Origin of the sequence: Oscillibacter sp. CU971 (assembly GCF_905219725.1) — a bacterium.
Classification (GTDB): Bacteria; Bacillota; Clostridia; order Oscillospirales; family Oscillospiraceae; genus Oscillibacter.
This window is the reverse complement of sequence record NZ_CAJMXG010000029.1, coordinates 1-21,074: the sequence shown is the minus strand read 5'-3', so window position 1 is coordinate 21,074 and position 21,074 is coordinate 1. Positions and strand designations below refer to the sequence as shown.

Genomic DNA, 21,074 nt, shown 5'->3' with positions numbered 1-21,074 from the left:
GGCGAGTACAATCCCCCCCCTGTGGGGGCCCGCAAAAAGAGACAGCCCATTCCGAGCTGTCTCTTTTTTCTGTCGAAAGGCGAAATCTCACTTCACGCACTTGACCACCAGGCGGGTCAGGCCGAAGAGGCCGATAGCATTGGGAATCACCATCAGGTTATTGAACATATCCGACAGCTCCCACACCAGGTCGTTGGACGCCAGGGTGCCCAGGAAGATAAACACCAGGGCAATCAGCGTATAAGCCACAATGGACTTCTTTCCAAACAGATAGGTCATGTTAATCTTGCCGAAGNGGTTCNNCCCCNGGATGGTGGNGAAGGCGAANAAGAACAGGCACACCGCCACAAACATGGCCCCCAGGTTCTCCCCGCACACCACGCCGAAGGCCGTCTGAGCCAGATTGGCCTTGCCGATGACCTCGGTGACGGAGCCGGTATACCNGCCCGCCAGGGGACCGCCCTCGGTGTAGAGGGTGGAGATGATCACCAGGGCGTTGAGGGTCAGCACCACGAAGGTGTCAATGAACACGCCGATCATGGCCACCACGCCTTGATCGTGGGGGCAGGACACGTTGGCCAGCGCATGGGCGTGGGGGGTGGAGCCCATACCGGCCTCGTTGGAAAAGAGACCCCGCTTGGCGCCCTGGCTCANGGCGATTTTCAGCGCCGCGNCNAAGCCGCCGCCCAGGATGGCCTGGGGCTGGAAGGCGTACCGGAAGATCATAGCCACGGTNGCGGGGAGNTACTTGGCNCGGACNACCNGCACCACCAGCCCGCCCAGGACGAAGAGGGCCGCCATGATGGGGACGACCTTCTCCGTGACGGAGGCCAGGCGCTGCACGCCGCCCANGNAAATCACGCCGCAGATCACCACCAGAATGACCCCGATGATCCAGGAGGGCACGCCGAAGGCGGTCTGGAAGGTGGAGCCGATGGAGTTGGACTGGACCATGCAGCCGAAGAAGCCCAGGGCCAGGATGATGGCGATGGAGAAGAAGCCCGCAAGGAACTTGCCGAAGGCCCCCTTAAAAGCCGTGGTGATGTAGTACACGGGACCGCCCTGGATGCTGCCGTCCTTGTCCTTCACCCGGGTCTNNTGGGCCAGGACGGCCTCGGAATAGATGGTGGCCATGCCGAAGAAGGCGATGATCCACATCCAGAAGATGGCCCCGGGGCCGCCGGTGAGAATCGCGCNGGACGCGCCCACGATGTTGCCGGTGCCCACCTGGGCGGCAATGGCGGTGGCCAGGGCCTGGAAGGAGCTCATGCCCCCCTCATGCCGCCCGCCGGCCAGGGTCAAATTGCCGAAGACCTTCCCCATGCCCTCGCCGAAGCAGCGGATTTGGACAAAGCGGGTCTTGATGGAGAACCACAGGCCCACGGCNATGAGAAGCCCCACCAGGATGCANTCGGACAGATAGGCGTTGATGGTCTGCACAATGGGCAGAAGCGTTGCTTGCACTTGCTGTAACATAGATTGTTTCCCTCCTAAAAATAAAAGGAACGGCCCGCGCCGCTCCGAACAAGAGGACGGAAACAGGGGAATCCCCCCGTGCCGTTCCACTCCGTCCTTTTACCTGAGAGATTCGGCGGACGCTCCCACGCGCCGCCTTGCACCTTCGGTACCCGTTTCCGGGCTTCTCCAGAGCNGCATCCGTCCCCGGTCCCTCGGCCCGAGGGCCTGTTTCCGGGGATTTCCTTTGCCGGTATCCAATTTGGTATTACCTTAACACGCCCCGCCCCCGTTGTCAATCGTGCATTTTCACAAAATGTCCGCAATATAGAGACGGATATTTTCTGTAGACGGACAAAAGACCGGGAACGCCGCGCGCCCCCGGTCCCATCCGCTCACAGCTCCCGCACGGAAACCACTCCGGCGGTGGCCAGAATCTCCTGCTTCAAATGCTCCACGTCCAGCCCCTTGTGGAGCCGCAGGGTGAAGATGGCACAGGCGTTGTGCTCCTCGTTGGACTTGGAGTGGATGATGCCCATGTTGAGGATTTTCAGCCCGTGCTCCCGGAACTCCTGGAGCAGCGTGTCCATGGTCTTGTTGTCGCTGTACTCCACGTAGAGATTGACCTCCGGGGCGTTTTGCAGCATNCGGTACTCCACCCGGGAGAAGAAAAGCTCCGCAATCAGAATCAGGAAGGTGGCGAAGAGGCCCCCCTCGTNGAAGCCGCCGCCCAGGGCCAGGCCGATGATGGCCGCCGCCCAGAGGCCCGCCGCCGTGGTCAGGCCCTTCACCCGCTGGCGGCGGGTGACGATGATGGTGCCCGCGCCGATGAAGCCGATGCCCGCCACCACCTGGGCGCCCAGGCGGGCCATGTCGGTGTACTGGCCCAGGACCAGGTAGAGGTACTGGCTGGTCAGGGTGGTCATGGCCGCGCCGAGGCAGATTAAAANATGGGTGCGGAANCCCGCCGGGCGGCGCTTGTACTCCCGCTCGATGCCGATGATGCCGCCGCAGACAACCGCCAGGGTCATCCGCAGGGCCACGGACCAGATGGTCACGTCCCGCAGGCCGTCAAATAACGTCAACATCCCGTTCTCCTCCTATCCGCTTAGATGTCGTGGACGACATACACGTCCTCCAGCTCCGAGATGGCGGCCAGGATTTTGGCGTGGGTGCCCGGCCGGTTCATCCGCAGGGAGAAGATGGCGTTGGGGTGCTNGGAGGGCGTCTGCTTTCCGTGGTCCACCTCCACCTCGTAGATGGTCACATCCTTGGCCTTGATGCGGTTGATGATTTCCGCCACGTTGTCCAGGGACTGNAACTCCACGTAGATATTCATGTTTTTCGCGTTTTCCACAATGTAAAGCTCCACCGCCGGAAGCAGGTGAACCACCAGGAAGATCAAAAGGAACGCCAGCCCCACGCACTCATAGAACCCCGCGCCTACCGCCAGGCCCATGCAGGCCGAGGCCCACAGGCCCGCCGCCGTGGTCAGGCCCTTCACCTTCTGCTGGCCCGTCACCAAAATGGTGCCCGCGCCCAAAAAGCCGATGCCGTTGATGACCTGGGCGCCGAAGCGGCTCACGTCGGTGCNGATGCCGATTNCCGCGGCCTTTTCNGCCCAGACGTGGTGGAGCATATAGGACTCATACTGGCTCANCAGCATGGTCAGCGCCGCCGCCATGCACACCAGCATATAGGTGCGAAAGCCCGCCGGGCGGTGCTTCCTGGCCCGCTCCAGGCCGATCATGCCGCCGCAGAACATGGCCAGGGTCAGCCNCAGCAGCACGGAGACGGTGTTGACCTCCCGCAGGTAATCCAATTGGTGCAGCACTGGACTCGCTCCTCTCCAAATAAATGCCCCTTCGGGCGCAAAGAAAAGGGAAGGAGCGGCGGAAACCGCTTCTTCCATCACCTGTTCAAAAAGGCCGGAAACGTTTGCGATGCGCCAGCCACCCCGGCCGCTGAGTTGTTAATTATTATAGACAGCCCGGGAAGCGTTGTCAACGTTTTCCGCCTTAAAGGGCGTCTTTTCGGCGGGATTGACAAATAGAAACCCGGGTTTTAGGCGTTTTGCCGGAGAGAAAAGACGGGCATTCCGCCCGCCGGTACGCAAACGTTGTCCTTTTGGATTACCGAATGACGGCGAAGTACAGCCAGAGGCCGAAGGGAACGATTATTTGCAGGGCCAGAATCAGCGGCACGCCGAACCGGAACGCCTTGTGGAGGGTCTTGTGGTGAAAGACCTTCATCCCCAAAAGGGCCCCCGCGCTGCCCCCGGCGGCGGCCAGGAGGAGGAGGTTTTTCTCGGGAATCCGGCGGACGGTTTCCTTTTTCTCCTTCCGCTTGGCCTTCCACTTGTCCAGGCCGAAGGCCAGGAACGCGGCGGCGTTGATCAGCACCAGCCAAAGGGCCAGGAGGCCCCAGGGAGAGCCGACCACGGCCCAGATAAAATCATTGTGCGCTTCCGGCTCATAGGCGGCAGAGAGGAGGGCGAGATTCATACGATGTACACCTCNTTTNGGGNCGGGANANATGGACCGGCTGGATTCCCAGCCGGTCCATTGTAGCACAGGTCTTAGTTCTTGGCAAGTCCCGCCAGCTCCACCGCCGTCTTGGCGGNGAGCTTAGCGTTGTTATACACCAGCTGGATGTTGCTGTCCAGGGAGCTGCCGCCGGTGAGCTCCTTGATCTTCGCCAGCAGGAAGGGAGTGGTTTGCTTGCCGTGGATGCCCTTGACCTTNGCCTCGTCCACCGCGTCGGAGATGGCTTTTCCGATGACATCCGCGTCCATGGAGTACTCCTCTGGGATGGGGTTCGCCACCAGCATGCCGCCCACCAGGCCCATGTCCTGCTTCACATAGAAGGACTTCGCCAGATCGGCGGGGGTGTCGATGCGGTAGTCCACGCCGAAGCCGGACTTCCGGGTGTAGAAGGCGGGGAGCTCCTCGGTGCCGTAGCCGATGACGGGCACGCCGTGAGTCTCCAGGTACTCCAGGGTCAGCCCCAGGTCCAGGANGGACNTGGCCCCGGCGCAGACCACCATGACGGGGGTCCGGGCCAGCTCCTCCAGGTCGGCGGAGATGTCCATGGTGGTCTCGGCGCCCCGGTGCACGCCCCCGANGCCGCCGGTGGCAAAGACCTGGATGCCCGCCATGTGGGCGATGATCATGGTGGTGGTGACGGTGGTGGCACCGNCCCGTCCCTGGGCCACCAGGATGGGGAGATCCCGGCGGCTGGCCTTGGCCACNCCCGCGCCGGTCTTGCCGAGATAGTCAATCTCCTCGGGGGAGAGGCCCGCCTTCAGGCGGCCGCCCAGGACGGCGATGGTGGCGGGGACGGCCCCGTTCTCCCGGATGATGGCCTCCNNCTTCAGGGCGGTTTCCACATTCTGGGGATAGGGCATGCCGTGGGAGATGATGGTGGATTCCAGGGCCACCACCGGCTTTCCGGCTTCCAGGGCTTCCTTGACTTCAGGNGNGNCNTCCAGATACTTGTTCATGTTNATGATGCTGACCTCCAAAAATATATGAATTTGAGATGGATCAAGGGTTGATCAGGCGGCTTTCCAGGGCCTCCTCGCTCATGGCGGGGTTGATAGTCTCCCTGCTCTCCATGGCGATGGAGGAGGCAGCCAGGCCCGCCCGGGCGGTGTCCGCCAAATCCGTACCCCGGAGATAGGCCCAGGCGATGGCGGCCATGAAGGCGTCCCCGCAGCCGGTGGCGTTCACCAGCTCCGCCGGGAGACATGGCAGCTGCACCCGGCCGCTGTGGTCCGCGGCGAACACGCCCTCCGCCCCCAGGGAGATGAACACCCGGCGCAGGCCGGTTTCCAAAAGGGCGTCGGCGGCTTTGTTCAGGCTGGCCTCGCCGGTGATGGGCACGCCGGNGAGGAGCTCCGCCTCCAGNCGGTTGAGCTTCAGGGTGTGGAGCTTGCCCAGGACAGGCTTTAATTTCACGGCCTTGGCGGTGGACACCGGGTCGGCGAAGAGGGGGGCGGCGCAGTTCTCCGCCAGCCAGGCGATGCTCTCCGCGGGGATGTTGGTGTCCAGTACCACCACCTGGCTGGCGTCCAGGAGCTTGTGCCGCTGGGCCAGGGCCTGGGGGGTCAGGTGCCGGTAGATCTCCATGTCGCTGACGGCCAGGGCCATGTCCCCCCGCTCGTCGTTGATGAAGAGGTAGGTGGAGGTCCGCCCGCCGGGAATGACGGGGGACTGGGAGATGTCGATGCCAAGCTCCCCGCAGCTGGCGGCCAGCTTCTGGGCGTTGAGGTCGTCCCCGAAGGCGGTCAGCAGCCGCGTGTCCAGGCCCAGCAGGGCCATGTTGTGGGCGATGTTCCGCCCCACGCCCCCAAGAGACGAGTGGACCGCGCCGGGGTTGGAATCCCGTGCAACCAAAGCCGCCTCCGGGCGGCCGCCGATGTCCACGTTTACGCCCCCGACGACGGTGACATAGGGGGCGGTCTGGACGATGTAGCCCTTGCCGGTGATGTAGCCTTTTTTCATCAGGTTGGAGATATGCACGGCGACGGAGGAGCGGGTGATGCCCGCCTTGTCCGCCAGCTCCTTTTGGGAAATGAGGGGGTTTTCCTCAATCCAGTTCAAAAGCTGCCGCTCCCGCTTGGTCATGGTCCACCTCCGAATAAGCAATTCTTTAGTTTCTTAATCTATTGCTTATTTTACACATAATTTTCGATTTGTCAAGCCCCATTTCAAAAAATTTCACAAAAGGGAATTTACGTAAACCATGACCATCTGCTCAAGGGTCTTTTCATACAAGGCCTGGGGAATTTCAGAATTCATCGCGCTCACCTCACCTATAATCGTACCGGAAGTTTCTTTGGTATTATTTGCATTCTAATCTCCTATACTTTATTTGTCAAGAACGATTGTAGGTGTTTAGGGTGAGAGATATTTTGGCAAAACGGTTGAGAAAATGTCGGAATGAGGCAGGCTTGACCCAAATCAAGGTTGCCATTTACTGCGATATTACGGAAAAGGCATACCAAAATTATGAATTGGGCGTGCATGAACCAAAAGTGAGCATTCTTGCCAGAATTGCTCGCCTTTACAAGGTTTCCATCGACTATTTAGTCGGCCTGACCGACGACCCGAAGCCNTATCCCAGAAGCCNCGAATAAAGCCGCGCCTCCCCTGCCAAACGCGGGGGAGGCGTTTTGACCGTCCGTCCCCCCTCCGGGGCCGATGGTCCAAGAGCCCTGGACGGCGGGGCACGCTTTGGGTATACTGAGGGCAGAGAGGAGGCGGGCGCTTTGAAAATCGACGTGACCCTGGACCCGGCCCTGGAGGAGCTGCTGANAAAGGTGCNCTCCCCAGGGGAGACGGAGGAGCTCCGGGCCCTGCTNGCNCNNNTGGAGGAGCCGGAGCGGCTGACGCTCTTCAGGGAGGGGACCGCCGTGCCCTTGGACCCGGGGGAGGTCCTGCGGTTNTACGGCGAGGACAAGGAGGTCCGGGCCCAGGCCCTGGGCGGGGAGATCTACACCGTCCGCCTCCGGCTGTATGAATTGGAGGAGCGGCTGGACCGGAAGGCCTTTGTCCGGGTGTCCCACTCGGAAATCGTNAACTGGAAGCGGGTGACGGCCCTGGATTTGAGCCTTTCCGGCACCATCCGGGTGACCCTGGAGGGCGGCGTGGTTACCTACGTCTCCCGGCGGTACGTGAAGAAAATCAAGGAGGTGCTGGGGATATGAGCAAATCCGANGTCCGNCNGGAATTCCTCCGGCGGGCCAAGGCGGGCTTCCCCTGGGGAATCGCCCTGGTCTATCTGGTGTTTGTGCTGGGAAACGCCTTCACCATCCCCAGGCNGNAGGGCGGAAATCTGCTGGTGGTGCCCGGGGCCCTGGCGGAGGCCTATGGAAGCCCGGTGGCGGCGGCCCTGGCCCAGTTTTTCTGGTCCGGCCTCCTGGGGGCGGCGCTGAACACCATGGAGGTTCCCTTCTTCCTGGAGCGGCGGACCCTCCTCTGGTCCGGGGCCCATTTTCTGGGGACGGCGGCGGTGTTCTCCCTGGCGGGGTGGCGGTGCCGGTGGTTCCCCATCCGGGAGAGCTGGCTGTGCCTTCTGGGCCTGCTGCTTTTGCTGTACGTGCTGAAATGGTCCGTCCGGTTTCTGGAGTGGCAGTCCGACGTGTGGGCCATTCGGAAATCCTCCGGCCTGGAGGGGGCGGACCCGCCCTGGAAAACCCTGGCCCCGTACCTTCTTCTGGCGGCGGCGGTGGAGCTGCTGCTGCCCCCGGGCCTGCGGCTGGCGGACGCCCGGGATTTCCCGGTGCTGACGGGAATTTTTTACCCCTTCCTGGTCCTGCCGCTGTTCTGCTTTTTCAGCGCCTGTCCCCTGGGAACCCGGCTCCGCCGCTGGTGGCTTCTCTACCCGGCGGCGTGCGCGGCGCTGACCCTGCCCTGCGTGTTTTGGCTGTACAACTACACGGCCCTGTTTCAGGCGTGGACGGCGGGAGCCGCCGCCCTGGCGGGGGGGCTGCTGGGCGTGGTTTTGCGGCGGCTGAAAAAAAGGGAATAACCCTGGAACCAAACCGCCTCCCTTTCCGTCTAAACGGGAAAAGGAGGCGGTTTTATGAAGCTCTGGAAACGCGTATTTATTCTGGCCCTCTGCCTATTGCTGACGGGCTGCGCCCCGGCGGCGGAAACGCCGGAGGCCCCGGCCCGGACGGAGGGCCCTGCGGCCCCGGCGGACCCCGCGGGCGTCCCGCCCTCCCTGGCGGAGGACGAGGAGCCCACGGTCCTCACCTGCCGCGTTGTGGACGGGGCGGAGGACGGAAATCTGCTTTTGGCGGAGCTGGACGAAGGGCTCTACGGCGGGACCGGGGTTTACCGGCTGAACGTAAAGGACGTGCCCGTGACCCTGGACGGCGAGGCGGCGGAGCCGTCGGTCCTGGAGGACGGCATGGCGGTGGACGTGGCCTTCAACGGCCATGTGCTGGAGAGCTTCCCGGCCCAATTGGGGGAGGTGTATTCCGTCTCCGCCTNGTCCCGTGGCCGGNGGCGGAACGGCGGCGGNACTATGTTTGATCTCTGCGGGCTGTACCTCCAGGTGCTGGATGACCTCTGGGAGAAGGACAAGGGACTGAACGAGAACGTTTCCCAAATTGCCCTGGACCTCTCCCAGGCTCCTGGTGAGCTNACGGAGGGGGAAAAGGCGGCCCTTGTCCACCGCTTTGGAGAGCTCCACGGAGTGGAAGCCTTTGCCGNCACGTTTGAGGAACTGAAGGAGCAGGGCTATCTGACCTCCGAGCCCCTGGGAGACGGCGCGCCGGAGGGAGCGGCGTTCCTCCACTGGGAGGACGGGTGCCTCTTCTCCATCACGCCCAGCGAGGACCATGAGGGGGAGAGCTATTCCCTGCCCACGCTGTTTTTCAACGCGGAGAAGTGGCGGTCCTCCCTGGGGGCGTACGGCTTCTACGACTGCTCCGCCGGGTGGGGGCAGGTATCGACCTGGAACGGCTACCAGGTCGGCAGCGAGATGATTTCCTGAGTCCCACCAAGGGAATACGCAAAAACGGAGGCGCCGCCTGTGCGCCTCCGTCCTTTTTATTTCTTCCCGTGCAGGGCCTTCATCCGCTTTTCGTGATCCAAAATGCTCTTGCGCATCCGGAGGCTCTTGGGGGTNACCTCCAGCAGCTCGTCGTCCGCCAGGAATTCCAGGCACTGCTCCAGGCTCATCTGCTTGGGGGGCACCAGCCGCAGCGCGTCGTCGGAGCCGCTGGCCCGGGTGTTGGTCAGCTGCTTTTTCTTGCACACGTTCACCGTCATGTCCTCGCTCCGGGGGCTGACGCCGATGACCATGCCGCCGTAGACCGGGATGCCCGCGCCGATGAACAGCGTGCCCCGCTCCTGGGCGTTGAAGAGGCCGTAGGTGATGGACTCGCCGGTCTCGAAGGAGATGAGGGACCCGTTGCCCCGGCGCTGAATGTCGCCCTTATAGGGNGCGTAGCTGTCGAAGACGGAGGCCATGATGCCCTCGCCCTTGGTGTCGGTGAGGAAGTCGTTGCGGTAGCCGAAGAGGCCCCGGGCGGGGACCAGGAACTCCACCTTCATCCGGCTTCCCACGGGGGTCATTTCCACCNNGTCCGCCTTCCGCTGGCCCANCTTCTCAATGACCGCGCCCACGCAGTCGGCGGGCACGTCCACCACCAGCCGCTCGATGGGCTCGCACTTCTTTCCGTCGATCTCCTTATAGAGCACCCGGGCCGGGGACACCTGGAACTCATAGCCCTCCCGGCGCATGGTTTCGATGAGGATGGAGAGGGACATCTCCCCCCGGCCCGCCACGTTGAAGGCAGTCTCCTTGTCCGTCTCCGTCACCCGCAGGGACACGTCCCGCAGCGTCTCCCGAAAGAGGCGCTCCCGGATCTGACGGGAGGTGACGAACTTCCCTTCCCGCCCGGCGAAGGGGGAGTCGTTGACGGAGAAGGTCATCTCCAGGGTGGGGGCGGAGATCTTCACAAAGGGCAGGGCCTCCACCGTGTCGGGGACGCAGATGGTGTCCCCGATGGTGACGTCGGGGATGCCGCTCATGGCGANGATGTNCCCGGCGAAGGCCTCGGTGACNGGTTTGCGGCCCAGGCCGTCGAACTCGTAAATCGCCGTGGCCTTGGCCTTNCGGAGGACGGCCTCCGGGTCGTGGTAGTTGCACACGGCGATCTCCTGGTTCTGCTTCAAAGTCCCCCGCTCAATGCGGCCGATGGCGATGCGGCCCACGAACTCGTTGTAGNCGATGGAGGAAACCAGCATCTGGAAGGGCAGATCCACCTCCGCCTCCGGGGCGGGGATATACTCCAGGATGGTGTCGAAGAGGGGCTTGAGGTCCGTCCCCTGGACGCTGGGGGAGCAGGAGGCGGTGCCGTTGCGCCCGGAGCAAAAGAGCATGGGGCTGTCCAGCTGCTCGGAGGTAGCGTCCAGGTCCATCAGGAGCTCCAGCACCTCGTCAATGACCTCATAGACCCGCTGGTCGGGNCGGTCNATNTTGTNCACCACCNCAATGACCNGGTGGCCCAGCTCCAACGCCCGGGAGAGCACGAAGCGGGTCTGGGGCATGGGGCCCTCGGCGGCGTCCACCAGGAGGATAACGCCGTTGACCATCTTGAGGACCCGCTCCACCTCGCCGCCGAAGTCGGCGTGGCCCGGGGTGTCCACGATGTTGATTTTGGTGTCTCCGTACTGGATGGCGGTGTTTTTGGCCAGGATGGTGATGCCCCGCTCCCGCTCCAGNTCGCCGGAGTCCATGACCCNGTCGACGNCCTCCTGGTTTTCCCGGTNANCGCCGCCCTGCTTCAGCATCTCATCCACCAGCGTGGTCTTGCCGTGGTCGACNTGGGCGATGATGGCGATATTTNTCAAGTGTTCATTCCGCATAAGTTCACAGACTCCTTTGAAAGGGCGGAGGTCCCGCCGTAGAATGGAAGACAAAATTTCACGGTTTCTTATTATATGCCACTCCCCGCCGCTTTTCAACGGAAGAATCCACATTTTTCGGGACTTTTTCACGAAAAATCCAAGTCACCTTGGACAAGTTCGACAAAAAGCGGAGACGGCTTCCGCCGCCTCCGCCATATTCACGCCTGTTTTTCCAGAGTTTCCTCCCGCAGCAGTAAGNACTCTTCCATGCAAAGCCCGCTGTCCCGGATGTCCAGGGCCACCTCCCGGCCCACATAGCGGTAGTGCCAGGGCTCGTAGCCGATGCCGGTGATCTCGCTTTTGTCGTTGGGATAGCGGAGGATGAAGCCGTACTCCCAGCAGTGCTCCATCAGCCACTTCTGTTCGGCGGTCTTCTCCTGCTTCTTGGTCAGGGCCTGATAGGACTGGGACACAATGTCCAGCGCCAGGCCCAGTTGGTGCTCGCTGGTGCCCGGACGGGCCACCCAGCGGCCCGCCTCGGCCTCGGCGGCCTTCCGGCTGTAGCCCGCGTTCCGCAGGCGGGCGATCTTGTTGTTGTACAGGTAGGTCTGCTTGGACTGGGTCCGGTAAGAGGAGCAGATCTTGGGCTGCAGCCCCGCCTTCCGGCAGGCCTCCAGCATGGCGGTGAGATCCTCATAGGCCCGCTCGTCCACCTTGTTCCCGTCGGGCAGGGTTTTCAGGGTCACCTCATAGTCCTNCGGCATCTCGTTCCAGGGGTTCACNAGGAGAATCNGCCAGTCCTCCGCCTCCGGAAAAACGGGGTCCTTCCGTTCNTTCCCGGAAGCGGCCTCCGCCGTCCGGGCCTCGGGTTTGGCGCTCTCCGCGGCCCTCTCCGGTTCCTTCACCGGCTCCGNCGTTACCACGGTCAGCTCCGGAATTTTCGNGGCTTCCCTCTCCTCGCCGGGGGCCGTCAGCCGGGTGTTCAAAACCGGCCTCTCCCTTGCGGAGGGTTCCTTGCCCATGCCTCCCGCCTGGACCGCGGTCAAAAGCAGCAGCAGCGATGCCAGCAGCGCCGCCGCCCGTTTGCTCCATCTCATTTGTTGCCGTTCCTTTCCAATCCCACTATATCTTGTGGCTTATTGCATTCATCATACGCCTTTTTATTCCCAAATACAAGAGGTATTTTATGAACGGGCCAAACTTTTTTAGAAGCTTCGAACTCCGGGGACATTTTCTCTTTTCATTTTTCCTCCGGCGTGGTATAATCCCTACCAGGAACGGCAATATCAGNAAATACCGGGCCCCNCCGGGGCCTNTTTGGAAAGGACGNGGAGCTATGCGCGAACAGATGGACCTGACGGAGCGGAAGCTTGGCCGGGAGGATAAATTCACCGGCCGGATTGTGTCCGTCCATGTGGACACGGTGGAGCTGCCGGACGGCGAAACCGCCTCGCGGGAGGTGGTGGACCATCCGGGAGGCGTCGCCGTCCTGGCCCTGNACGGCGGCAACAACGTGCTGACGGTGACCCAGTACCGCTATCCCTTCGGCCGGACCCTGATGGAGATTCCCGCCGGGAAGCTGGACCACCCCGGAGAGGACCCCTATGCGGCGGGCCTCCGGGAGCTGAGGGAGGAGACCGGCGCGGTACCCGGGGTTTACCGCTCCCTGGGCCGCATTCTGCCCTCCCCGGGCTGCTACGGCGAAACCCTCCACCTCTANCTGGCCCAGGATCTCAAAATGGAGGCCCAGCACCTGGACGAGGACGAGTTTTTAAGCGTGGAGCGTGTCCCCTTCGCCGAGATGGTCCGCCGCTGCCTGGAGGGGGAAATCGAGGACGCCAAAACCGTGGCGGCGGTGCTGAAGGCGAAAATCCTGCTGAACCTGTGACGCCGTGAAACGGGCCGCCCCAGGGGCNCAAAGCAGTTTNGAGGTCGGGCATGACGGAGGAAAAGACCGTTCTCGTTGTAGAGGACGAGAAAAACATCGTGGACATCCTGCGCTTCAACCTGGAGCGGAAGGGCTACCGCGTAATCGAGGCTTACGACGGCGAGGAGGGACTGCGGATGGCCCGGACGGAAAAGCCGGACCTGATTCTGCTGGACATCATGCTGCCCAAGATGATCGGCTTTGACGTGTGCGGGGCCCTGCGCAAGGGCGGGGACAACGTGCCCATCCTGCTCCTCACCGCCCGGGAGGAGGAGGACGACAAGGTCCGGGGCCTGGAAATTGGGGCGGACGATTATATCACCAAGCCCTTTTCCATGCGGGAGGTCATCGCCCGGGTGGAGGCCAACATCCGCCGCACCTCCATGGCTTCCCCCGCCGGGGCCGCGGCGGCGGACAGCGCCANGCCGGTGGCGGGGGACCTGGCGATTAACACGGACAGCCACCAGGTCTTCCGGGCGGGAAAGGCCATTGACCTGACCCAGCGGGAGTATGAGCTTTTGACCTTCCTGGCCAGCCACCCCAACAAGGTCTACTCCCGGGTGGACCTGATGGAGCAGGTTTGGAACTACGGGTATGTGGGGGACGACGTGCGGACCGTGGACGTCACCGTCCGGCGCCTCCGGGAGAAGATTGAGGAAAATCCCGCCAGCCCCCAGTTCATCCTGACCCGCCGGGGGGCGGGGTACTATTTTGCGGTGAACTGACCAAAAGGCCAGCNNTTTTGAGAAAGGAGGCGCCGCCGTGTTCCGCAGCCTGCACATGAAGCTGACGCTGATACTCCTGCTGCTCATTACCTCCCTCATGGCGGTGGTGGGGGCCTTCCTGACCATCAACGTCTCCAACTTCTTCACCAACACCTTCTACCAGCAGATCGACAGCGTCTTCGGCGCGGACCAGCGGGAGTTCGTCACCTCCCTCCGGGGCGAGGCCGCCCAGGACGACGGCGCCGACCGGGTCCACGACATGATGGAGCTCACCGCCGGAAAGCTCGGCATCGANTACCGGACCCGGAACTACTTCGNNCTGGACGGNGAGACGGGGGCCTATCTCAACGGCTCCGCCGCCGAGGGCGCCATGCCCCGGGAGCAGAGCCCCAACCTCCTCACCGCCCGGAACGCCGTCCTGCGCCGGGACGAGGCGGGCATCGGGGACGTCAGCGACATCACCGCCGACTACATGGACGCCGCCATCCNCATCTTCGGGGGGGACAACGCCTTTATCATCTATATTCTGGACAACCGGGACACCGTTTCCGGCCTCAACAGCCAGCTTTTCCAAATCATCATGCAGGCCCTGGTCATCGGCCTTTTGATTTCCGTGCTCTTGAGCTTCCCCCTCTCCAAAACCATGGTGGGCCCCATTGAAAAGCTCACCGCCGGGGCGGAGAAAATGGCCGCCGGAGACTTCGGCGGCGCTTTGCCCGTGGANTCCACGGACGAAATCGGCNTGCTGACCGGCACCTTCAACGAGATGGCGGGGGTCCTCCAGTCCACCCTGGCCGCCGTGGAGAACGAGCGGAACAAGCTGGACACCCTCTTCCTTCACATGACCGACGGCGTGGTGGCCTTTGACCACGGCGGAAAGCTCATCCACTGCAACCCCGCCGCCAACGACATGCTCCAGCGCCCCGTGGGGCCGGAGTGCACCTATGAGGAGCTGTTCGGCGGCCTCTTCCCCTTCGGGGATATGCTGGCCCTCCAGCGGCNCAGCTTTGCCGAGGGGGAGCTGGAAGCCGGGGACAAAACCCTGGAGGTCTATCTGGCCCCCTTCTCCGACCGGGAGCGGGGCGGCGTGCTCATCGTCCTTCACGACGTGACGGAGCAGCACCGCAACGAGGAGCGGCGGAAGGAATTCGTGGCCAACGTCTCCCACGAGCTCCGGACCCCCCTTACCAACGTCCGCACCTACGCCGAGACCCTCCGGGACGCGGAGGGGGACATCCCCCAGCCCACCGCCAACGGCTTTCTGGACATCATCATCACGGAGACGGACCGGATGACCCACATCGTCCAGGACCTGCTGACCCTCTCCCGGCTGGACCGGGGGGATGCGGAGCTGGTGCTCTCCCGCTTCCCCTTCGCCCAGGCCATCCAAAGCGTGGTCCGCTCCAGCGCCCTGAACGCCCGGCAGCGGGGCCATGAGCTCACCTGCGAAGACCTTGGCCACCTGCCCCTCATCGTGGGGGACCGGAGCCGTTTGGAGCAGGTGATGATGAACATCCTGGGCAACGCCATCAAATACACCCCCGACGGCGGGCACATCCGGGTCTGCGCCGGCTGCGGGGAGGACGACACCGTTTGGATGGAGGTCCAGGACGACGGCATCGGCATCCCGGACAAGGACCGGGAGCGCATTTTTGACCGCTTTTACCGGGTGGACAAGGCCCGGTCCCGGGAATCCGGCGGCACGGGCCTGGGCCTCTCCATCGCCCGGGAGATCGTCCAGCGGCACCACGGCGTCATCGCCCTGGCCCCCCACGAGGGGCCCGGCACCACCATCCGCATGACCCTGCCCATCGCCCAGGGCCGGGGGCGGCAGACGGAGGGCTGAGCCATGGGGGAACAGCGGCGGGACCGCCGGAACCTGGTCCAAAACATCCTCATCACCCTGCTGGCCCTGTCGGCGGCGGTGCTCTTCACCCAGACCCAGCTCTACAACCTGAACCTGACCACCAGCGAGGCGCCGCCGGGACCCGCGCAGTCNGCGGCCCCGGCGGCGGAATTGGCCGCCCCGGTGCGCACCGCCGTCACCGGGGACTACGGCCGCTGCGGAGATCTGACCTGCACCACCGGGGACCCGGTTNTCGCCGACCCCCTGGGCCGCCGTCTGCTGGAGGCCCTGGGCTCCGCCCGGGACTACGCTCCCTGCTCCCGGGGGGACTTTCTCCGGGCCCTGCGGGGGCCCTCCCTTTACTATGATTTTCTGGAGCCCCTGCCCCTGTCCGTCCTGGCGGGCCTGCTGGGCGGCGGTGAGGACGTCCCCCCCCGGGAGGACCTCTCCGCCCGCCGCCTGCTCATCGTCCCCCAGGAGGGCGGCGCGGTCCTCTACCTCTGGGACGGCGGGGAGAACTGCTTCCGGGCCTCCACCGCCGTCTCCGCCGACAGCCTGGAGCAGGTCATCAGCCGCTATGAGCTGGGGGACGCCTCCTTCGCCATGGACGGCGGCGGCCTGGAGCGGGAATTGGACCCCTGTTCCCTGCTGCCCGCCCAGCCGCCGGAGCTGCCCTCCTTCACCCTGGGGGACCCCCTGGCGGGAGGGACGGACTGGCTCCTCTCCGCCCTGGGCTTCAACCCCCGGAGCCGGACCCGCCACACGGAGTCCAGCGGCACGGAGCTCATCATAGACGGGGACCGGACCCTCCGCATCCGGCCGGACAACACCATCCACTACCAGAGCGGGAACGAGCCCATCCTTCGGGTGAAGGCCGCCGAAGACCTGCCCACGGCCCGGGAGGCGGCCCTGGGGGCCGGGTCGCTGCTGGGCAGCCTCCTGGCCCCCGTCTCCGGGGAGCTTCAGCCCTGGCTGCAAAGCCTCCGCCGCAGCGGGGACGTGACGGCGCTGCGCTTCGGCTACCAGCTGAAAGGCGTGCCCGTCCGCTTTCAGGACGGGGGCTTTGCCGCCGAGATCACCCTTACCGGCTCCGCCGTCACCGCCCTGAGCCTGCGGTTCCGGCAGTATAACGCCGCGGAGGAGCCCTCTTTGCTGCTGCCCCTGCCCCAGGCCCTGGCCGTGGCCGCCGCCAGCCCCGGAAAAGAGCTCTCCATCGGCTACGTCGAGCGCGGCGGGGAATGCCGGGCCTACTGGCTGTCGGATTGAGAGGAAGGCCTTATGGAACGCTTCCGTCTGAAAAACNTCATCATTTTAATCCTGGTCCNGCNGAACGCCTTCCTGCTCTTCTCCCTGGCCCAGCGCCGGGCGGAGGAGCGGGAGTCCTTCCACCGCACGGCGGAGCAGCTGGCGGCCCTTTTCCAGGAGGACGGCATGCTCCTGGAGCCCGGCGCCGTCTCCCGGGACGTCCCCCNTGACGGCGTGGCCCTNNTTCGGGACGCCGCCTTGGAGGAGCAGGCCGCCGCCTTCCTTCTGGGCGGGACCACGTCCTCCATGGACCAGGGCGGCGGCATCTTCCACTACGCCGGAGCGTCCGGGGAGGCCCTGTTCCGCTCCAGCGGCGGCTTTGACGCCGCCGGAACCCTGGCGGAGGCGGACGTGGAGGACTTTTGCCGGGAGTTCTGCCGGACCTTTTCCTACGAGGACCCTGATATCCGGCTGGACGGGGAGGGCGGCGGCGTGTTCACCGTCCCGGCGGTCTACGGCAGGCTTCCGGTTTTCAACTGCACGGTGACCTTTACCGTGGAAAACGGGATTCTCACCGCCGTCAGCGGCACGCTGCTGCCCAAGGCCGGCGCCNCCGTCTCGGGGGAGGAACCCCNCTCCGCCGCCGGGGCCCTGACGGCCTTTCAGCGGATGCGGCGGGAGAGCGCGGCGGTGGCCTCCACGGTGACNGACGCCCGGCTGTGCTATGAGCTCCAGACCGCCGGAGCCTCCATGTCCCTGGACCCGGCGTGGCGCATTGTCACGGATACGGAGGACTATTTCGTCAACTGCTTCACCGGCGCGGTCACCGCCGGGGGCTCCCGGACGGGAGAGGGGGCCGCCTGACNCCCGAAACGCCCGGCGTTATCCAAATTTTTTCTGGAACCCCGGCCCCCTGGGCCGGGGTTTTCCCCCCGTTCGCGGAAGCGGGAAGGCTTTTTCGTCAAAATATTATGTAAAAACACGGAAGGAAAGGTTTGCATTTTTTCCTCCGCTGTGCTATCATAACAAAGCGTGTAAAAACCGTTAAAGAAGAATTTTCCTCCCCGCGCCCCGCGCGGGTATGAAGCGCCGCCAGCCGGGCAAANTGTTTCTTGTNCCTCCCGCGAATGCCCCGGACCGGCAAACCGTTGCTTGAAAAGAGGGTCAATATTTTGACGAAATATATGATACAGGGCGGAACGCCCCTGTTTGGCGAAGTGGAAATCAGCGGCGCGAAAAACGCCGCCGTGGCGATTANCCCCGCCGCGCTGCTGGTGGACGGGGTCTGCCGCATTGAGAACATCCCCCAGATTTCCGACGTGACGCTGTGCTTGAATATTTTAGAGCAGCTGGGGGCGGGGGTCCGCAGCCTGGACCGCCACACCGTGGAGGTGGACTGCCGCCACATTCACTCCACCCGCACCCCCTACGACCTGGCCCGGCGCATCCGGGCCTCCACCTACTTCATCGGCGCTCTCCTGGGCCGCTTCGGCCAGGCGGAGGTGGCCCTGCCGGGCGGCTGTAACTTCGGCGGCGTCCGGCCCATCGACCAGCATATCAAGGGCTTCAACGCCCTGGGGGCCAACGTGGCGGTGGAAGGGGGCTTCATCCGGGCCACCGTCGGCGAGGAGCGGCTGCAGGGCGCCAGCATCTACCTGGACGTGGTTTCCGTGGGGGCCACCATGAACATCATGATGGCCGCCGTCATGGCGGAGGGCCGGACGGTGATTGAAAACGCCGCCAAGGAGCCCCACATCGTGGATCTTGCAAACTTTTTGAACTCCATGGGGGCCAACATCCGGGGCGCGGGCACGGACACCATTAAGATTCGGGGCGTGGACCGCCTCCGGGGCGGCAGCTACGCCATCATTCCCGACCAGATTGAGGCGGGCACCTACATGGCCGCCGCCGCCGCCGCGGGCGGACAGATTCTGGTGAAAAACATCATCCCCAAGCACATGGACTGCATCACCGCCAAGCTCCAGGAGTGCGGCGTGGAGGTGGAGGAGCACGAGGACACCCTCCTGGTCCGCCGGAACGGCCCGCTGCGCCGGGCCAACATCAAGACCCTGCCCTATCCCGGCTTCCCCACGGACATGCAGCCTCAGATTACTACGGTCCTCTCCCTGGCCCAGGGCATCTCCCTGGTGACGGAGAGCGTGTGGTCCAGCCGCTACCGCTATGTGGACGAGCTCCGCCGCATGGGGGCCAGCATCCAGGTGGACGACAAGACCGCCGTGGTGGAGGGCGTGGACCATCTGGTGGGCGCGCCCATCCAGGCCTCGGACCTCCGGGCGGGAGCCGCCCTGGTCATCGCCGCCCTGGCCGCCAAGGGGCAGAGCGAAATCTCCTGCGTGCACTACATTGAGCGGGGCTATGAGAACNNGGTGNAAAAANTCCGCGGGCTGGGGGCCAACATCCGGGCCGTGGAGGAATCGGAGGAGCACCGNCGGCTGAACCTTGGTTAACATCGANACGGTTCCGGGAGATGGAGGGGAGGCCCTTCCGTCTCCCGGTTTTTGCGAAGGAGGACCTATTATGAGCGCGGGAGGAACGGTATGCCGGATTTGACATCCATGAAGAACATCGGGGCGGAGATGGCCCGGAAGCTGGCGGCGGCGGGCATCCGCACCCCGGAGGAGCTGGCGGAGGCCGGGTCCAAGAACGCCTTTTTCCGATTGAAAACCCTCTATCCCGGCGTCTGCCTGGTCCATCTCTACGCTCTGGAGGGGGCGGTCCGGGGCGTGGAGTTCAACGAGCTTCCCCCGGAGGTAAAGGCGNNTTTGAAGGAATTCAGCGGCGCGCTGAAAGGAAAAGGAGGTTCCCCGCGTTGACAACGGTACATACCCTGGCCAGCGGCTCCTCCGGGAACGCGCTGGCCCTGANNTGGGAGGGCGGAAACCTTTTGGTGGACGCGGGCATCTCCTGCCGCCGCATCCGCCAGGGGCTCCAGGCCCTGGGGCTGGACCTTCCCGACCTGGACGGCATTTTCATCACCCACACCCACACGGACCACATTTCCGGCCTCCAGACCCTTCTANAGCGCACAAGCTGCCCCGTCTACGCCTCCGCCCAGGCGGGCCGGGACCTGCTGCGGCGGATGGTCCTTTTGGAGGACCGCCTCCGGGAGGCGGAGGGGGCCTTTTCCGTGAAGGACTGCGCCGTCACCGCCTTCCCCACCTCCCACGACGCCCCCGGCTCCCGGGGCTACCGCTTCGACACCCCCGACGGGGGCTTCGGCCTGCTGACGGACAGCGGCGTGGTGACGCCGGAGGCGGAGGCGGTCCTGCCGGGCGTTGCCCTGGCGGTGCTGGAGGCCAACCACGACGTGGAGACTCTGCGGAGCGGTCCCTATCCCTACTTTTTGAAAAAGCGCNTTCTGGGCCCGGAGGGGCACCTCCCCAACGAGGAAGCCGCCGCCTTTGCCGTCACCCTGACCAGGGCCGGGGCCCGGGAAATCGTCCTGGCCCACCTGAGCCGGGAGAACAACACCCCGGCCATGGCCCTCCGGGCGGTGGAGACGGCGCTGAGCGCCGCGGGCCTGGCCCCCCGCCTCTCCGCCGCCCCCCGGGACGGCCTCAGCGGGGCGTATGTGCTGGAGGGAGGAACGGTATGCAGCGGGTAATCCTTCTGTGCGTAGGGAAGCTGAAAGAGAAATTTTACGCCGGGGCGGCGGCGGAGTACGCCAAGCGCCTGAGCCGGTACTGNAAGCTGGAAATCGTGGAGCTGCCGGAGGAGCGGNTGCCGGAAAACCCCTCTGCCGCCCAGATTGAGGGGGCCCTTTTGAAGGAGGCGGAGAATATCCGCCGGAAGCTGCCGCCCTCCTCCCGCCTAATCGCCTTGTGCGTGGAGGGGCGGCTCCGATCCAGCGAGGAGCTGGCCCGCACCATGGCCGCCTGGGCCGCGGGGACGGAGCTGGGGCAGGAGAAGCGGCTGGTGNTTTTAATCGGGGGGTCCTTNGGGCTCTACGCGTCCATCAAGGCGGAGGCGTGGGCGAAGCTGTCCATNTCGCCGATGACATTTCCCCACCACCTGGCCCGGGTGATGCTGCTGGAGCAGATTTACCGGGCCTACCAGATTAACGGGGGGACGCGGTATCATAAGTAAGTCCCNTCTTGGGGGAAGGGCCCGCCGGGANAAGGGCAGGTCCCACAAGATATCCTATTGGGAGAAGGGCAATTCCTGGGGGAATGGCCTGACCAGGGGGACAGGCCCCACATCGTCGGAAGAAATTCCGCCCGCTGCGTCCCCGCCTGACGGCGAGGACTCCGCTCTGCTCCATTCCTTCCTCCTCTCCCCACCGGACNCGCTTCGCTGGGCTCCGGCGGGGGCCCCTATAGGGTGGTCTATTGAGAGAAGGCAGTTCCGGAAAAAGGCGGACACCTACCCCCTACCGCCAGGGTAGCGGCAGCGAAAAGAGGAGGGAGTCCATTCGGTGACCTCCAACCCCCCGCCCGCACCACGCCGCGGGCTGGAGACTTGCGTACCCGGAGGAAGCACCTCTTGCG

At 64.3% G+C, this 21,074-nt stretch carries 17 protein-coding genes, 1 pseudogene and 1 riboswitch; of the genes and pseudogenes, 10 read left to right on the top strand and 8 right to left on the bottom strand.

All coding sequences use genetic code 11. From position 1 onward, the window contains the following. Window positions 1–87: 87 nt before the first annotated feature. The 6 genes from JX325_RS04080 to JX325_RS04055 all read right to left on the bottom strand — a co-directional run bounded on the left by JX325_RS04080 (window position 88) and on the right by JX325_RS04055 (window position 6,083). Window positions 88–1,476: a sodium:alanine symporter family protein gene (locus JX325_RS04080; RefSeq protein ID WP_204789896.1), complete on the bottom strand. Its 1,389-nt coding sequence runs from the start codon at window positions 1,474–1,476 to the stop codon at window positions 88–90. A gap of 81 nt (window positions 1,477–1,557) precedes the next feature. Continuing rightward, window positions 1,558–1,658: riboswitch (glycine riboswitch) on the bottom strand. A gap of 192 nt (window positions 1,659–1,850) precedes the next feature. Next, entirely contained in the window at window positions 1,851–2,543 is a 693-nt protein-coding gene (locus tag JX325_RS04075; RefSeq protein ID WP_204789895.1) for an MgtC/SapB family protein, read from the bottom strand. Between the two features lie 20 nt (window positions 2,544–2,563). Continuing rightward, window positions 2,564–3,289, bottom strand: a complete 726-nt coding sequence (locus tag JX325_RS04070) for an MgtC/SapB family protein (RefSeq protein ID WP_243413909.1) — start codon at window positions 3,287–3,289, stop codon at window positions 2,564–2,566. A 298-nt stretch (window positions 3,290–3,587) separates the two neighbouring features. Beyond that, complete coding sequence (locus JX325_RS04065) at window positions 3,588–3,959, bottom strand: DUF1294 domain-containing protein (RefSeq protein ID WP_204789893.1); 372 nt, start codon at window positions 3,957–3,959, stop codon at window positions 3,588–3,590. A gap of 74 nt (window positions 3,960–4,033) precedes the next feature. Beyond that, window positions 4,034–4,957 (bottom strand): pseudouridine-5'-phosphate glycosidase, encoded by a 924-nt coding sequence (locus JX325_RS04060; protein ID WP_204789892.1) that lies wholly within the window; start codon window positions 4,955–4,957, stop codon window positions 4,034–4,036. Between the two features lie 43 nt (window positions 4,958–5,000). After that, entirely contained in the window at window positions 5,001–6,083 is a 1,083-nt protein-coding gene (locus JX325_RS04055) for a PfkB family carbohydrate kinase (RefSeq protein WP_204789891.1), read from the bottom strand. A gap of 266 nt (window positions 6,084–6,349) precedes the next feature. Between JX325_RS04055 and JX325_RS04050 the strand changes: the two genes are divergently transcribed. The 3 genes from JX325_RS04050 to JX325_RS04040 all read left to right on the top strand — a co-directional run bounded on the left by JX325_RS04050 (window position 6,350) and on the right by JX325_RS04040 (window position 7,989). After that, the gene (locus JX325_RS04050) at window positions 6,350–6,595 is read left to right on the top strand and encodes a helix-turn-helix transcriptional regulator (RefSeq protein WP_307819245.1); all 246 of its coding nucleotides are present in this window, start codon (window positions 6,350–6,352) and stop codon (window positions 6,593–6,595) included. A 132-nt stretch (window positions 6,596–6,727) separates the two neighbouring features. Then, complete coding sequence (locus JX325_RS04045) at window positions 6,728–7,165, top strand: LytTR family DNA-binding domain-containing protein (protein ID WP_204789890.1); 438 nt, start codon at window positions 6,728–6,730, stop codon at window positions 7,163–7,165. Then, window positions 7,162–7,989, top strand: coding sequence for a DUF3021 family protein (locus JX325_RS04040; protein ID WP_204789889.1), 828 nt, complete (start codon window positions 7,162–7,164; stop codon window positions 7,987–7,989). Before JX325_RS04045 ends, JX325_RS04040 begins: the two co-directional genes overlap by 4 nt. A 1,028-nt stretch (window positions 7,990–9,017) precedes the next feature. Here the strand turns inward: JX325_RS04040 and typA are convergent. Then, the gene (gene typA / locus JX325_RS04035) at window positions 9,018–10,841 is read right to left on the bottom strand and encodes a translational GTPase TypA (RefSeq protein WP_204789888.1); all 1,824 of its coding nucleotides are present in this window, start codon (window positions 10,839–10,841) and stop codon (window positions 9,018–9,020) included. Between the two features lie 290 nt (window positions 10,842–11,131). Beyond that, window positions 11,132–11,503: pseudogene (locus tag JX325_RS18620) on the bottom strand (M15 family metallopeptidase); the annotation flags it as partial. 656 nt (window positions 11,504–12,159) lie between these two features. Here JX325_RS18620 and JX325_RS04025 point away from each other — a divergent pair. The 7 genes from JX325_RS04025 (at window position 12,160) to JX325_RS03995 (ending at window position 20,673) form a co-directional block, all read left to right on the top strand. Continuing rightward, the gene (locus tag JX325_RS04025) at window positions 12,160–12,711 is read left to right on the top strand and encodes an NUDIX domain-containing protein (RefSeq protein ID WP_204789887.1); all 552 of its coding nucleotides are present in this window, start codon (window positions 12,160–12,162) and stop codon (window positions 12,709–12,711) included. Window positions 12,712–12,761: 50 nt separating this feature from the next. Continuing rightward, complete coding sequence (locus tag JX325_RS04020; protein ID WP_204789886.1) at window positions 12,762–13,475, top strand: response regulator; 714 nt, start codon at window positions 12,762–12,764, stop codon at window positions 13,473–13,475. Between the two features lie 37 nt (window positions 13,476–13,512). Further along, complete coding sequence (locus JX325_RS04015; RefSeq protein WP_204789885.1) at window positions 13,513–15,321, top strand: ATP-binding protein; 1,809 nt, start codon at window positions 13,513–13,515, stop codon at window positions 15,319–15,321. Between the two features lie 2,417 nt (window positions 15,322–17,738). Then, window positions 17,739–19,034 carry a UDP-N-acetylglucosamine 1-carboxyvinyltransferase gene (locus tag JX325_RS04010; RefSeq protein ID WP_204789884.1) on the top strand — a complete coding sequence of 432 codons (1,296 nt, stop codon included), beginning with the start codon at window positions 17,739–17,741 and terminating at the stop codon, window positions 19,032–19,034. A gap of 90 nt (window positions 19,035–19,124) precedes the next feature. Continuing rightward, the gene (locus JX325_RS04005; RefSeq protein WP_204789883.1) at window positions 19,125–19,400 is read left to right on the top strand and encodes a TfoX/Sxy family DNA transformation protein; all 276 of its coding nucleotides are present in this window, start codon (window positions 19,125–19,127) and stop codon (window positions 19,398–19,400) included. Beyond that, entirely contained in the window at window positions 19,397–20,191 is a 795-nt protein-coding gene (locus tag JX325_RS04000; RefSeq protein WP_204789882.1) for an MBL fold metallo-hydrolase, read from the top strand. Before JX325_RS04005 ends, JX325_RS04000 begins: the two co-directional genes overlap by 4 nt. After that, on the top strand, window positions 20,179–20,673 hold the full coding sequence (locus JX325_RS03995; RefSeq protein WP_204789881.1) for a 23S rRNA (pseudouridine(1915)-N(3))-methyltransferase RlmH: 495 nt from the start codon (window positions 20,179–20,181) through the stop codon (window positions 20,671–20,673). Before JX325_RS04000 ends, JX325_RS03995 begins: the two co-directional genes overlap by 13 nt. Window positions 20,674–21,074: the final 401 nt, after the last annotated feature.